We start from the raw sequence: 15,377 nt of genomic DNA, 5'->3' as shown, positions 1-15,377 counted from the left end.
AGTAAAACTCCAGTCTCGATCATGAGTTCAGAGATCGAAGAAATTGTCGAACTCGCGGGCGGCAGCGGTGTGTTCGATCAGGTGCACGCCGAGGTCTAAATCCAGGTGGAACGACAAGTGCTCATAGGACGCCTGACTCCCGGTTTGGTAGCGCAGTTCGAAGGGTACTTGCGTCTTGCCCTGCTGCTCGACAGTCGACGTGAGCTTGAGGATGATCTCCGGTAGCGTTTCGTAGGAACCGAGACGGGCGATCAACTGACCCTCTCCGGCAAAGGGTGGACGGGCGACGACCTTCAGATTGAAGAAGCTGTCATTCGTCGAATTTTCAAGACAGAGGGTCGCGTGCCAGCCCTTGGTTGCCGCGTGGCAACGCGACTCGGCTGCCGACAGACGTAGCGCCACCGCAGACCCCGCGCCGTCCCGAGTGATCAGGATAAAGGGGATCAACACCTCCTCGGGGGTCAGCCCCCCATGCAGCAGGGTCGCGGTCGATCCGAACGCAACCCGCTCATGCGGGATTAGCCAGCCGCCACCCGCAGTGTCCGCCCCAACGTAGGCGAATCCAGCCGGAACGGACTCAGGCGCCGCGGCGACCTGAAGCAAACGGCGTTCAACCGGGGTGGTGCCGGGCAGTGGCTGACGGCTGTGCGAGACCTTGGTCGCGCCATGATCGGCCGTGATCATGATGGTCGCCTTCAGACCGAAGCGCGCGGCGTCGAGTTGCCAATCGACGATCAGCCCGGCGAGTTGCGCGGCAACCGTACGCACCCGCTCGCGATGCAGACGAAATTCCGTGCATTGATGGAGGTCGTCGTCCACCCGATTGTCCAGACACACCAGGAGTCGAGTTCCCGGCCGCAGCGCTTCGTGGAAGTCTTTCCAACTCTTGACGATCTGTAACGACTCGGGCGCGGCAAGCTGGTCCGCGAAACGCTCGCGCAGTGCCCTTTCATAATCCGCCGTTGAGCTGGCCCTATCCCATCCGGTCAAGACCCCGATCTTACCCACCTCGGTGATCGTGGGCAGGGGGGCGAAGAGCGTCTTGATAACCGGTGCGGCCTGATCCGCCAGCCGTTGCCGCAACTCCAACTCCACCAGGTCCGTATGGATGGCGCCTAAGGCGTCGATAACACAGAGAATCACCAGGTTCCCGCCGGCCAGTTCCTGTTCCACCGTGCGTGCGACCACCCGCCAGTCGTGTTCAGACTGGATGATGCGCGTTTGTTCTTCCGTCACCCAGCGGGCGAAACTGACACCGACCGCTGCGTCGGGTTCCGCATGACGTTCGAAGGTGCCGATCGCATACCGGAAATAGCGTTCGCTCCAGCGCATGACCTCGTTCACCGAGGCATCGCGCGGCAGCGGGTCGCAATGGGCATGGGCCAGATACTCCTGCATACGCACGGCCAGGTCCCTGGCGAGGACTCCGGTGTGATTGATCAGGGGGTCGCTGAGCGCCAGGACCAAGGGCGCACTGGCGATCCCTGGGTTTTGCTCGAACAGTGCCTGGAGACACTCGCACAGCCCCGGCCAATCCGCCACCACATAGTCGGCGAGTGACTGGACCGGGAGCCCATCGTGGGTCCTGCGTTCGGCCTGAAGCAATAGGCGCCGTACCAGGTCCGGATAAGGCGCCGCGTCCGACTCCGCGACCGGTAACCGGGGTAGTTGGCGCACCAGATTGCGAGAGCAAAGGCGCGGCGGCAGAGCAGATTCCGCGGACAAACCATCGCGAGCGATCAGCTCGTCCAGGCGCTCGCGCACCACCGCCAGAGCGAGGACGCGATACGCCTCCCTGGGCGTTGGCGGACCATCCACAAACAGGGCCAGCAGTTCCGTCGCAGCAGCGATCCCAGTCGACTCGAACCGTTCCTGGAGCCGTTGCCGCACCTGCGGGACAGCCAGTAAGGCATTCATCTCGGGCGCCTGTTGGGACAGGGCGCCGAGTATGGACGCCGTGTCGGGGGCTTGCGCCTGGGCCAAGTTGATGAGCATCAGGACCCGGTCCGTGGGGTCGGTCTCCGCGCCCGCTGCCCGGCGGTCTTCGGGAAACGCTCCGAGCAAGGCGATCAGTTCGTCGCCCAGCCATGGGGGCAGCGGGCAGCCCAACCGCTCGCGCAGGGCACGCCGGGGCGAGAGGCGCTGGACCACCAGCCCCGGTTGTCCTTCCAGGTCCGCGAAGCGCCGGAAGATCGCCGATGACATGCGCAGGACCAAGGGTGTGGGCTCAGGGGCGCGCAGACGATGGCGGATACGCTCCCGGACGGCGTGGAGCGCGGCCACCTCCGGGGACAAGACGGCTTCGGCGTCCTCGGCCTGGCAGAGGCCCAGATCATCGACCATGATGCGTACGGCCATGGACACGCCTAGCTCCTGTGGCTGGCAGCAGCAGCGGGGCTGCCAAGCGTTTCCATCTGCCCGGTAAGGAGCGCGGCCAGCTTCTTGGCATCCAGTGCGACCAGGTAACGGTCGATCAGTGCGGCCAGCTCTTGCCTGAACTCCTCTTCGGTGCTCGGGCCGGGGATCACCGGTGGTGAGTAGATGGTGGCCTTTGGCGTCGCTACGCGGTCGGGCACAGGCAGATCAGGTAGACGCACGGGCTCAGGCGTTGCCGCCTCTTCAAGCAGCCGTTGCAGGTCGCTTTTCAGGCTTCCAACTTCAATGTCGCTGCATTGATCCAACGCCTTGCCGATCATGCTCTGGGCTACCGCGGACAAGGCTTCCGCTGCGCCCGATTCGACGCGCTCCAGCGCTTCGATCAACTTGTGTCGTTCCTGTTTCCGGAGTGATCCGATGATGCGTTGTTTTTTGTCCTGTTCGCTCAGCGCGGTTGTGATGACCTGATGCACCGCCGCCGCACGCTCGTCCGTGATGGACGCGATGGCATCGAACAGCTCGCGCAGTTTCGCGCGAATCTGCTCCCCATCCACCGCGCCTTTGCTTAAGTCGACCAGCGCGTTAGCCACATCCTGGGCGTCCAGTCCAGGCTTCCTGAGAACCTGAAAGAGATCGCGTGCAGCGCCGGATAGCTTCGCAGACCCTTTGACCGCCTCGGGCAGATCGGCGTAATAAGAGCGCAGGCCGGAGACCGCACCGTGCCCCTTCTCGTCCGGATCGCGCGCGGCCGATAACGGCAATCGTAGTAGGTCGCTCAAGGCATCCAAGACTTCGCGCTGCTTCGGTGTGAACGTATCAAAGCGCAACTTCATCGCCGTGCCGGCGCTGAAGGCGTCCCAGAGTAAGGACTCGAAGGCTCCCGTCCGGTTGACCCACTTCAAGCGCCCCGCGTCTTTGCGGATGGCGACCGCGGTGAATACCGGCATCACCATGACAGGCAGGCCGAAGGGCGGCGCGATCAGCGTCGCCCGTAAGTCGGCGATCTCACAAGACTTGCGCCGCTTGTCTAGCACCGTATCGCGGATCAGACGCAACAGCTCACCCACTGGGCCTACGGCCTCATCCGGTGCTTTCAGACCCCAGCCATCGCCGCGCTCGATCAGGAGTCCGTTGCTGTAGACCCCCAATGTGCCGTCGATCAACGCAGCGGCCTCACTGCCGACGCCTTCGCCGAAGAGGTCATTGCGTAAATCCGGTGGAAGGTCATCGAAGTGAAGAATGTTGCGCAGCAAATTCTCGATCCGCGTGATCTTGCGCTCATCCGGGCTGTACAGACGATTGACGTTCATCGTCCGCACCATAATCTCCTTGGGATACAAAGCCTGCACCCGAACTTCCAGATAATCGGTGAATGCGTGCCAGCTGGTCACGCTGACCTGCTCATCCGAGTCGCCAAGGCGCTTGATGGTCACATCGCCGCGCTCCAACGCGACCCGCCCGAGCCGTTCATTGATCACAGTGCGCAGGAGCCTACGGATCTTGTCCCATTCATTTCGTAGCCGACGCGACAGTCCTTCCCCCGCCGCCTGCTGCTTCAACAGCCCCGCGATGACAATGTAGCGGCGCAGCGGCTCGATCAAATCCCGCAGACCACGGCGGGGGATCCAGACGTAGGTCATGGTACGCGGCGCTTGCATCGCATCGCAGTGAGCGATGGCCTGGTCGGCCTGCCGCTCGTCTGTCAGCATCAATAACAGGATCAACGCCGAAATACGTTCATCTTTAGGCGTGGGCGCCACCCTATCCGTCAGGTCGTCCGGGAGCAGGCGGACCTCGAATGATCGTACGATCCCGGCTGGAGAGGGATCGAGATCATGAGTCCTGCACTGTGGTAACAGATCTTGCAAAAGGTCGGGGTGGTATTGGAAATAGCCGGTGATAGTGCGTGACTGCAGTTGCGCCAGCCCTTCCGCAATCAGCGGCTCGATCTGAGTACCGCTTTCCGACTCCAACTCCCAAACCCGGATGTCCGTCTCCCGTGGCCAAATCAAGCCCGCCCGGTGCAGGGCCTCCAGATCCTGCATGAGCGCCAAAGGTGCTGTCTCGGCGTCGTACAGCGCGGCAGCGAGAAAGCTGTCCGTTGGCTGGAACTGCTCGCCGAGCACGCGTGCAAGCAACAGCACGCCCAGAATATCGTACTTGGGACGTCGCGGCTCAGGAAACCCCTGTACAACAGTGGCGGCCGCGTGTTTATACGCATCCGCGAGACCCGGATATTCTTCAAAGACCTCCTTACGATAAACCATGAGTAGTTCCGGCAAGCGAATCAACTCTGCCCCATACAGCGCATCCGCCGTCGCGGCGCGCTCTAAACAAGCGCCGGCAGTAATCGCTTCCAGGTTTTGGAAGAAGGTGAAGACCGTACGGTTCGCTTGGGCATAGACACCATGGGCTGCGATGGCGAATAGGCCGGCGGCGGTCACGGGATGCAATGGATAGCAGCCCGTCACGATATCCTGAAGCTCGGCGGCCAGACTCGTAAATAAAGGCATCTTCGCGCACACTTGGGCAAGGCATTCGGCACGGGGCCGCGCCTGCCCCAACAGAACTGCGCCCGCTTCGGTCGGTGCGACCATGGCACTAAGCAGATGATAGCCTTCGGTCTCTGAACTCTTGAGTGCGACAGGGAACCCGCCAAAGCGGCCCTCGATCGTCTCCAGACGATTCTTCACATCGTCGCTGGCCTGAGTGATGGTGCCATACTCGCGTAAGGATCTGTGTGTCAGAGCCATAAACAAGGTGTGACCCCTGGATGGGGCGCAGGCGGTTTCGACAAAATTCTGAAGGCCAAAAATTTCCGCAACTGGATTGCGCTGATGCTGATTGAGCAAATTTTCCAGGGCGTAACCGAACTCGTCCCAAATGATTGCGATGCCGTTGTACCCATGGTTCTGGGCCAGTGCCGCGCCGGCCTCGCGGAAGGCATCAGCCACACCCATGCCGCCCAATGCCTGCGGATCGAATCGATGCCCCGCCGAGACCTTGGGGTGCCAGTCCTTGAAGGCTTCCAGCGCTTCAGGGACAAATCCATCAAGCTGTGTCTTCAATTCCTCCAGGTTGAACGCCGCACTGTGAATCTGCCAATGTGATAATGGCTTGGAACGATAGTCCGGCTCGTGCTCGAGGATGACGGAAAGTCGGTCCAGTGCCGCCGCGAATTCGGTCTTCGGAATGATCGTCTGTGGATCGAGCCCGTCCGTATCACGTAGTGCGCGATACAGCCCCTCAAGCAGGGCGTTCTGCAACGTTGGTGCAGGAGATCCATAAAGTGGCACCACGAGATAGGGCCGGGCATCCTGGTCGTCTGATGCATGGAAGGTGGTCTTCAGCGCGTCGCACAGTCGGGACTCTCCCTGATTATTGAGGCGATCCAAAAATCCCTGCATGGCGCTGGTGCCGATACCATGACGCAGCAACTCACCCACCAACACGCCTAAGTGGCTCTTGCCGGAGCCATAGACCCCGTGCCAGATCATGGCGCGGCTTTGTTGGGGGGCGTTTTGCAGGACGGCCTTCTGCAAGTGAGTCAGGATTGCAACCGATGACCGGGTGGGAGTAAATGCCTCAACCAATGCCGGGGCGCACGCGTAAAGTCCGTCGTCCAGTCGTATGGCCGCGCTGCGGCGCGTCCCGTCAATCGTCACGAGATCACATAGCCTGGTCATGCCAGTACCCCTTCCAAGAGATCGAGCGGTTGGTGACGCGACAGCCATACCGAGACCGGAACCCCGGGCAAGCCATGTTCCGCAAGGCTCACGCGCAACTGTGCGGTCACGGAGCGCGTTGCAACGCTCAAACCCAGGATGTCGTGTCGACCGAAGGCGTCCGCGATGCCGGTCCACAGGGTGGCCTGATCCTGTTCAGGCCAATCGATCATCCATTCCATCGGGGAGACGATGACCAAGCCCCGCGGTCGCGGCAGGAAGACGGCGTCCATGAAATCGCGCCTCCCACACGGAATGTTAGGGGCACACCCCATGCCGGGTTGTTGCCAAATGTCGTGTTCCAAGAGGATGGCCTCGATCTGGCCGCACAACAACGCCAGATGGGACTCCGATGGTACGGTGATGACTATTCCCTGATAGCGCGCCGAGCGGTAAGCGGTGAAGAAGGCTTGTAGCGCCAGATTGAGCTGCTTGCGGTCCATGTCTGTCCCCATCAGATCCAAGTGTCTTCGGATTCTTGCAACAGATTGAGCAGCGTCTGGTTAGCGTTCAGTCGATCCCCAAAACGAATGGAGTCCAGATCCTGCCCTTCGAGAAACTCTAAATGTTGCTGCCATACCGATGACTTGCAAAGCTCACGGAGGCGCTTGCGTAGGGTGCTGAGAGGCAAGCAGAGAAAGTGGTGAAAGCCAAGCTCTATAAGCTCCGAGAAGTGCACAGTCACACGCGTTGGGAAATGTTTTTGGCGAGCGAGGGCAAGCGCGTGAACAATTGCCTGATCGGGTACACTAGGTTCTGCTAATCGCAATCGCCGCTTGTTGTCCTCTTCGAGTATATCGAAAAGCCCGAGGTCAGAGAGTGGGCTGTCGCCCATAAACATTTTGAGCACACCGGACAGATTTGTTTCTATGGAAGCGTTTGCAGCGCCGAGCCCTGAATGGTCATCAAGGATGGCGGCAATTTTTGAGATCAAGGTATCGTCCTGAATCACATAGCCTCCACTCTCCCCGACGACATAAAAAAGCGCTCTGTAAGGTTCACAGCGCTCGGAGAAGCAAATGCTAAGATGGAAGCTCCACCAGGAGGCAGCCTTCTCCATTCTTGAATCGTTTGCGAAAAGTCGTTTTCCGTAATCAGTTAAATAATACTGGGATCGGTCATTAGTGATAACACTTGCTGCGAGCAGCCATCCGCGGATCGAAGACAAGACATTCTTCCCTGATATGAACGCCACCCTTGTCTTGCGCATGTTGCTTGAGCTAAAGACGTCTGGTTCGTTCGGAATAAAGGCTAAGGCGGTAATCAGTCGTTGCTTGGTTAATGGGAAAGTCTGAGTGTCGATCAGCGCCATAATCGTCAAACTCCAGAGGGTTAACCGTTCCTAAACCAATACCTCGGACATGATCCAGTCTATTTGAAGCAATATGGGCAGCCGTCACCCTCATCTTCCGCCACCAGATCGGTCCATGTTTTTTTCTCCTGTTTTGCTGGCTGCTCTGAAATCTCGCTGGCTCTTGCAATTAACTCGTCCAGCGACTCCCGCTGCGACCAAGTATACCGCTCGCCGGTCTCTTCATCGTACTTCTCGTATGTCTTGGCAAGCTCAAATAACTCAGGATGCTCGCGATAGAGACCCAACCACTCATGTTTCTGCTGGAAAAAGCAAAAATAACAGCCAGACCTACTTCTCCATTTGTAGTAATCCGGTAGCCCTATTCCCGCGTCTTCTAATATTCGCAGGATATCCTTTTTTTCCAATCCATCTTCCCGGAAAGGGAAGCGTGCGGTGATGTTGGGTTTCCGCGATATATATCCTTTTCTACCTGGCTCGTCCGCGCGAATTCCAACGTAGCTGATCGCTTCGTCGTTTCCGACGAATCGCTCGAATGGCTTTATTTTCAGATTTATCGTGCACCACCGCTGATCTACAGAGGGCAAGAAGTTGTCGTGCAGCTTCAAGTAATAATTAAAATCACGGCCCGCGTTAATGCGAACAACTTTCTTTCCAAGATAATCCTCCATTCGCTCAATAAACTCCAAGGTTTCCGGTAACTCAGCGCCCGTATCCGCGAAAAAATATTCCATATCGGGAATCTTGTCGCGCATGTAGATGGCAAGAGCGGCACTGTCTTTGCCGCCGGAAAGTCCGAGTAGGTGCCTGACGGGTTTTTCGCTCATCGCATGAATGCTCTGGTTATTCCTCGGTTTGCAGCAATCGGGCAAGGATCGCGAGTCGAACCTCCCGGCTGTCGACCCTCGCAAGCAACTGACTGAGATGCAAAGCGTGGGCGTCGATCAGGGGCTGTTGCTCGGGGCGGATATAGGCGACCTTACCGCGCTGTTCACCGGCGCTGCTGGAGACGCTGCGCAGCAGGATAACTTCGTTGTCTGGCGCTGGACGGGCCGCTACGGCGCGATCGAGGGTCTCCAGATCGCGCAGGCGTACCGTCAGATCGCTCAGGGACTCGAACGCCTGCAAACGTTGCGCGTCGGACCATTTCGCCGGCGGGGTCTTGCCAAGCAGGGTCATCACGGATTCCAACCAGGGCTGGTCTTCGTGGTGACCGGCGCTCACGCGACGAATGAAGGTCCGCAAGTCCTGACGGTCCTCACTGGCATAGCGCTCCAAACCTTCGAAGCGCCTGGTCAATGCCTGACGGACGGCATTCAACGGCAGGCCGTCGTCCAGGCCGAAGACGCGTGCAAGCTGTTTCGCAAATTCCTCGACCATTGCCGGATAGGCGTCTCGTAACTCGCGCAGGCCCGCCACCAGGGTGCGCAGGTAGTCGTCCATCCCGCCTTCGTCCTGATCGGCGATGGCGATGGGGGCAAAGCCACAGGCGCGCGGGAGGTTCTCAAAGAGCAGGGCGGCCGGACCGCGGGCGCGTGGGAAGGTGTCGCGAATCGCCGTGGCGGTGTCGCTCAGGTGTACGGCCCTTTGGGTATAGGGCGGTAGGGTGCGCATGAACTTGGCGAGCGGCCGGATGATGTCGAGCAGGGTCGCCGGTTCCGGAATCCGGCCGACAATGGTCTCCAGGTATTTGCGAAACAGCACCAGACGCCCGCCCTGTAAGCGGAAGCGCTCGATGGCGAAACGCTCGGGGCGTCGCGCCAGGAGTTCCAGATGTTCGTTGCCTGGTGCGGGGCAGAAGACGTCGTCTTCGTACAAGGCGATCTCGCGCTGATTGGCCAGGTAGTAAGCGATCAGCAGGATCGGCAGGACGCCGGCCTTGAGGCCGTAGGGCGGCGCGCTCAGCGCGTCGAAGAGTTGGGTCAGACCCAGCGGACGGCCCTCGTCGGCCAACAACTGCGCGTCGATGCCGGAAAATACCGGACCGAAGCGATACGTATCGGGCTGCGGCGGGCGGTGAAAGCCCCACACGCCATCTTCTTGCCGATGCAGTCCAGGGGCATGCAGCAGGGCGCGGTACATGGCCTTCTCGGGCGGGAACTTGTCGATGCACAAGTCGCTCTCGGCCGCGTGTTCGAACATGGCGGCGAGTAGCTTATTGCGACCGGCCACGGCCTGGCTGGAGGGCTGATCGCGGTTGATCAGCTCATTACGCAGCACAGGCGCATGGCGGTAGCGCTCATCGAGGAGTGCCGAGAGGCTCCGTTGGAGGTCGCCTTTACCGCCGATCGGCAACTCGCGGCCCTGGCAATACCAACGCGCCTCCCCTGGGCACGCGAAAACCTGGGACAATTCCTGCTCCAGTCGCCGCTCGGCCATGCCCTGCCGCTCGCGCAACTCGCGCTCGGCAACCGGGTCGCCTTGGAGTCCCTGGGCTTGTCGACGCAGGGTTTCACCGGCCAGGACCTCGATGAGGGCCTCCCGGAGTAAACCGGCGTTGGCGCACACAACGGCAAGATCGCCCGTGGGCAAGGCACGGAGGGTCTGGGTGAGTTCGGCTTGGTCGTCGTCTTCATCCACCAGGATTTGAAGTAGGCGCGGAGCGGTTGGGTCGGTCTCCAGGTCAAGGCAACGATCCAGATCCGTGTAAATGGGCTGAAACCAGCGTAGCGTGCCAGTGGCGATGCTGTGGCGGCGGGCGACCAGGGGGCGGGGCGGGGGACGCTCTGCCAGGGTGGTCACAAGGTCGATTTCGCCGAACTCGACACGAGCGCGGGCGAGTTCAGCTTCGAGGTCGAAATCGCTGCCGGCCCAGACGCGGTATTCATTGCTGAAACGCCGGAATTGGATGAGCGAGCGGGCGAGCAGGTCATCGATCAGGGGCTGGGCATCGTCCCCGACACACAGGGCGATGATCGACGGGGACGCCTTGAGGCTGCCTTGGGCGCCAATGATGTTGAGCAGCCCGATGGCCTTGAGCAAGGCGATCTGCGCGGGCGGAGCGTCGCCGAGACGTTCGAGCGCTGTCACCACCTCGTTCCAGCGGCGATGGGTATGGTGGGAGGTCGAGGCGGCAGGCTGGTTGAGGATGAAGTAATCGTAGATTTCCGCGGGCGCAATGCGGTCGCCGACTCGGTCGAGGCGCGTCAAACTGTCGCGGAAGCCGTGGGGCTCCTGGCTGCCGAGATAGCTGAACAGGGTGCGTTCGTTCTGGGCGACGCGTTGGCAGAGCGGCGGGAGCAGCAGGGCGGCGACCGGGTGAAGCGGGTAGCAGGAGGCGAGCAGGTCCGTCGCTGCGGTGAGGTCCAGTGACGCGGGCAGGGCACCTTCCGCCTGGAGCGCGGCGGCGGCCTGCGCGGACTTGCGCCGCACCAGGGCGAGTTCATCCGCGTCGAGTCGTTGGCGACAAGCGGCGGCAACGATGCGCAGGGTCTGGTCAGCCGGGTCCAGGAAGGCGATGTTCTCGAAGCGCCCTTGAACCTTGGTCCATTCGTTGCGCAGGGCCTCGCCGAGACGCTGTGCATATTGTTCGAAGGACTGGTGGAGCAAGACCACGAGGTTCAGCGGCACCCCCTGACGACTGACGGCGTGCTCGGCCAGGGCCTGCAGGAGGAAAATGTCGTTGGTGCCGTGGCGGGCCTCGTACTCCAGGAACTTGCCCAGTTCGTCGATGATCAGGAGCAGACCGTTACCCTTCGCTTGGGCAATGGCGGCCTGCAATTGACCGATCACCGGCCTGACGTCGCTGGGGCGCAGGCGTCCGCCCTGAGCCAAGGCTTCGAGGGTACCCAAAATGGCGGGGCGACGGCCTCGATCGCGCCAGAACTCGTTGGCCCCGTGGAATAGGGCGGTGGCGAGTCGTTCGGAGAGGGGCTCCGGACTTCCGGTGAGCAAGACGCAGCAGTGGCCGGCGGAGTCGGCGCCTAATGTCGAGAAGCGCCCGGCCAACCCTTGATCGAACCGGGTCAGTACACGCCTGGCCGCCGCACCGGTGTCATAGGTCTCGTCGCCCAGTAGGTGGGAGAGAAAGACGGCGAAGGATGACTTGCCGACACCGTAGGGTCCGACGAGCGAGAAAGCGCGGGGTGCTTCGGCAGCGTCGAAGCCGTTGAGGATGCGGCCCAGGGTGTCCAGGCTGCGGGCGGTCGGAATGTAGGTCTCCACACCGTCGAGTGAGTCGATGTCACGCTCCAGGTTGGCGGAGCGGGTGTAGTGGGCGTTGACGCTGATGCGCTCTTGCAGGCTCATCGGGTGTTGGCCGGCTGGCCCCTGCGGTAGTGGGAGCGGAGGTAGTCCATGGGATCGATGGCGTCGCGCAGACTGTAGAGTTGATGGACCCCGGCCTGTTCGCGCAGGGCAAAGCGTCCGGGGAGGCAGCGGATGATCCGCTCCAGCTTGGTGATGAGGGCATTTTCAGTCAGGCGAAAGACGGCGCCGAGCGCGGGGAACCCGGGGCGTCCGTACATCAATTCGCCGATCGGCAGGGTGCGCAGGCCAATCTGGTCGAACAAATCCGTGATCGCGTAGCCGAAGATGCCGTCGGGTGGCCCATCCCGCTCCTCGGCGGCGGAGCGGTGGCGATTGGACTCAGGCAGCGCGCGCATCAACCCGAGTACGGAGAGGGGCGAGTCCAGCGCATCCTCCAGGGGGACACGGGGGCCGACGGCGGACGGCTCGTACATGCGCAGGAGGATGCGCAGGTCATTGACCATGGTCTTGGGCGGCGCCTTGTTACCGAGCCGCTCCTGGACGAAGCGGGTCAGGGCGTTGCCGGCCTCGGGCAGCGAAAACTCGGCCTGGTGAAAGTGATTGAAGAACCAGCGCCAGACGGTCGCCTGGGCGCCGTTGGTGGCAAGCAGCCAATGGATCAGCCAGATCGTGGCCTCGTCTTCCAGATAAGGGTCGAGCCCGTCCTCCGCGAACACCGCCTGACCGAGAGCGGTGGGGCAGAGCCCCGCGGGCCTGCGCTCGGCGATGCGAGTCGCCTGGAGCCAGTAGTGGATGGCGACCACCATGTTCTTGCCAACGCCCAGGGTCACCGTGGACTCGTCGCCGTCGAAGGCGCGGGGGTCGGCGCTCATCGCCTGGAAACCCTTGGTCAGCCAGGCGTAGCGCAGATGGAAGGTCTGATGGCGGCCGAAGGACACTTGGTCGAAGCGGTACTCCAGCGACTTATGGTTGGGGGCGATGGAGACCATGGGCTTGGCGTCACTCCTTGCGGTCGCTGGCGGGCGTTGCGGCCCGCGGCACCGCTGATCCGCGGTGATGGCGATCTGGGCATGTGTTTGGGGCTTGCATCGGGATAATACACCGGGGCGCGTAGGCCAGGACGGTGGAATTGACCGGTGATTGCGCCGGTAACCCCCATGTCAGCATTTTTACCATGTAGCCGGGGTCACGAACCGTGAGGTAGAGCACGGTTAGGAGACACCATGCCTTTGCGTTGCGTCCAGACTCAGACCGCACGTCGCCGAGATCGTGATCGCCGAGCCCCAGGATTTCGCCCGATGTGATCGAACGCCTCGCGGCATTACGGAATTGCTGCACTGTCCCCCGCCGCGAAAACGCGTGGCCCAGCGGACGCCGATCATCATGCGCTCGGGTTATGATTCGCGCCTCGGGATACGACCGCAGACCCGCGTCGGCAGCGCGCCGACATCGCCTCGCAACCAATCCTTGGGAGACTCTCGTGGAAGAACGCAACGTCGATGTCGCGATTATCGGCTCGGGGACCGCCGGCCTCAACGCCATGGGTCAGGCGCGCCGGGCCGACAAGTCCTTTGTCCTGATCAACGGCGGTGAGCCCGGAACCACCTGCGCGCGGGTCGGCTGCATGCCGTCCAAGGCCATGATCCAGGTCGCCGAGGATTACCATCGACGGATGCACCTGGGTCAGTATGGCGTCGCAGGGCACGAAGACCTGACCTTAAATGTTCCGCAAGCCCTCGAACACGTTCAGGATTTGCGCGACACCTTCGTCGACCGGGTGTTGAGCAACAGCACCGACGACATGCCGGCGGACCTCTTCATCCAGGGCTATGCCCGCCTGCTCGAACCGACGCTGATCGAGGTGGCCGGCCAGCGCATCCGTGCCCGCGCGGTGGTGATCGCCACCGGCTCACGGCCGCTGGTGCCGGAACCCTGGCGGGAATTCGGCGATCGGGTGATCACGACCGATCAAGTCTTCGAACTCGAAGCCCTGCCGACCGCCATGGCGGTCATCGGCCTGGGGACCATCGGCCTCGAACTCGGCCAGAGCCTGTCGCGACTGGGTGTGCAGGTCACCGGCTTCGACCAACTCACCAGCATCGCCGGGATTTCCGACCCCGAGGTCAACCAGTGCGCCATCGATCTGATGGGGCGGGAGTTTAGGATCCGCCTGGGCGAGCCGGCGCGAATCGAAGCAGAAGGCGAACAACTGCGGGTGACGGCCGGCGCGCACAGTGTCCTGGTCGACAAGGTCTTGTGCAGTATCGGACGCGTCCCCCGCGTGGACGGGCTCGGCCTGGAGGTGCTCGGACTGCCCCTGGACGCCCGTGGTCTCCCACCCATCGACCACCACAGCATGCAGGTCGGCGACCTGCCGATCTTCATCGCCGGTGACATCTCCGGTGATCGCCCGCTGCTGCACGAGGCCGGCGACGAGGGCAAGATCGCCGGCTACAACGCCGCCCGCATCGACCAAACTCCGACGCGCTTCCGCCGCAAGACGCCGCTCTTCATCAACTTCTGCGACCCCAACATCTGCGCCATCGGCCTGCGCTGGGAACAACGCGATCCGGCGACCACGGCGGTCGGTCAAGTCAAATTCGCCCCGGTCGGCCGGGCACTCATCATGGGCAAGAACCGGGGCCTGCTGCGCGTCTATGCCGACCAGGCCAGCGGACGCCTGCTCGGCGGCGAAATGATCGGCCCCAAGGGCGAGCATCTGGCGCACCTGCTGTGCTGGTGTATCGAACAGAGCCTGACCGTCGGCGACCTGCTGCGGATGCCCTTCTATCACCCGGTCATTGAGGAAGCCCTGCAATCCGCGCTGTATGACCTTTATGCCAAGGTCAATACCAAGAACAGCGGCGGGCTGACTGAACTGGCGCCTTTGTCGGACTGAGCCATCCGGCCCCGATCATCGTTCCGGCCGGCCGCAGACGGTCCGCACAGCGGACCCTACGGTAACCCCGTGACCTGTAGGGACCGCTGTGCGGACCAACGACCGTGCCGATCGCGCGGCGGCCGGGTTTATGACCAAAGCCGGACTGCACAACCGTCAACGGCCTCCAACGCATCGACCTTGACTGACCGCTGTTTTCAGGTGCACCAAATATGCTGAACCGCATTCGACGCTTCTTCGACACGCATCTGGGCGCCGCCCCAACCGACCAGGACCCGGCCGCGGCCGCCCGGTGTGCCGCCGCCGCCCTGCTGCTGGAGATGGCGCACATGGATGACGCCATGACGGCGGTGGAACAGGCGGCCATCGTCGCCGCGGTGCGGGAACGCTTCGGCCTGTCGCCCGAACAGGCGGATGAATTGATCGCCTGCGCCCAGGAGGAGCGACAGCAGGCGACCGACGACCACCAGTTCACCTCGCTCATCAACACCCAATTCGACCCGCGGCAGCGGGCCGCCCTGGTCGAACTGCTGTGGCAGGTCGCCTATGCCGATCAGGTGCTGTGCAAACATGAGGAGTATCTGGTGCGTAAGGTGGCGAACCTGCTCCATGTGCCGCACCAGACCTTCATCGCCGCGAAGCATCGGGTCATGGGCGCGACCGCCGGGGCGGTGCAGCCCGGTAGGTTGGGGTGAGGAACGAACCCCAACAATCGGCGGCCGGGATGTTGGGGTTCGTTCCTCACCCCAACCTACGGGCTACAACCTGCGTTTCCCGGCGAGTGAATTGTTCGGCGACGGTTATGTCGAGGAGGGGCTCTACGTTCATGTGGATATGTTCGAGCCCTATCTGCAAT

General features: G+C 61.9%; 9 protein-coding genes. 2 read left to right on the top strand and 7 right to left on the bottom strand.

The annotated features are described in order from the left end of the window. Positions 1 to 27: 27 nt before the first annotated feature. From QZY03_RS27675 to QZY03_RS27645, 7 genes are read right to left on the bottom strand one after another with little or no spacing between them, the layout of a single operon-like run. Positions 28 to 2,358 carry an alkaline phosphatase gene (locus QZY03_RS27675; RefSeq protein WP_295586898.1) on the bottom strand — a complete coding sequence of 777 codons (2,331 nt, stop codon included), beginning with the start codon at positions 2,356 to 2,358 and terminating at the stop codon, positions 28 to 30. Between the two features lie 8 nt (positions 2,359 to 2,366). Next, positions 2,367 to 6,062: a hypothetical protein gene (locus QZY03_RS27670; RefSeq protein ID WP_295586896.1), complete on the bottom strand. Its 3,696-nt coding sequence runs from the start codon at positions 6,060 to 6,062 to the stop codon at positions 2,367 to 2,369. Then, positions 6,059 to 6,544, bottom strand: coding sequence for a hypothetical protein (locus tag QZY03_RS27665; protein WP_295586894.1), 486 nt, complete (start codon positions 6,542 to 6,544; stop codon positions 6,059 to 6,061). The genes QZY03_RS27670 and QZY03_RS27665 overlap by 4 nt, the downstream gene beginning before the upstream one ends. An 11-nt stretch (positions 6,545 to 6,555) precedes the next feature. Beyond that, on the bottom strand, positions 6,556 to 7,413 hold the full coding sequence (locus tag QZY03_RS27660) for a DUF4007 family protein (protein WP_295586892.1): 858 nt from the start codon (positions 7,411 to 7,413) through the stop codon (positions 6,556 to 6,558). 59 nt (positions 7,414 to 7,472) lie between these two features. Then, positions 7,473 to 8,240, bottom strand: a complete 768-nt coding sequence (locus tag QZY03_RS27655; RefSeq protein ID WP_295586890.1) for a phosphoadenosine phosphosulfate reductase family protein — start codon at positions 8,238 to 8,240, stop codon at positions 7,473 to 7,475. A 16-nt stretch (positions 8,241 to 8,256) separates the two neighbouring features. Then, positions 8,257 to 11,661: a hypothetical protein gene (locus tag QZY03_RS27650; protein ID WP_295586889.1), complete on the bottom strand. Its 3,405-nt coding sequence runs from the start codon at positions 11,659 to 11,661 to the stop codon at positions 8,257 to 8,259. Continuing rightward, positions 11,658 to 12,611: a DUF4007 family protein gene (locus QZY03_RS27645; RefSeq protein ID WP_295586887.1), complete on the bottom strand. Its 954-nt coding sequence runs from the start codon at positions 12,609 to 12,611 to the stop codon at positions 11,658 to 11,660. Before QZY03_RS27645 ends, QZY03_RS27650 begins: the two co-directional genes overlap by 4 nt. 491 nt (positions 12,612 to 13,102) lie before the next feature. Here QZY03_RS27645 and QZY03_RS27640 point away from each other — a divergent pair, with 491 nt between their 5' ends. Continuing rightward, positions 13,103 to 14,521 carry a dihydrolipoyl dehydrogenase gene (locus QZY03_RS27640; protein WP_295586885.1) on the top strand — a complete coding sequence of 473 codons (1,419 nt, stop codon included), beginning with the start codon at positions 13,103 to 13,105 and terminating at the stop codon, positions 14,519 to 14,521. Positions 14,522 to 14,733: 212 nt separating this feature from the next. Then, on the top strand, positions 14,734 to 15,216 hold the full coding sequence (locus QZY03_RS27635; protein WP_295586883.1) for a TerB family tellurite resistance protein: 483 nt from the start codon (positions 14,734 to 14,736) through the stop codon (positions 15,214 to 15,216). Positions 15,217 to 15,377 lie beyond the last annotated feature (161 nt).

The organism is uncultured Lamprocystis sp., from assembly GCF_903933125.1.
GTDB lineage: Bacteria > Pseudomonadota > Gammaproteobacteria > Chromatiales > Chromatiaceae > Thiodictyon.
The sequence above is the reverse complement of the archived record's forward strand: the minus strand, read 5'-3'. Positions and strand labels throughout refer to the sequence as shown.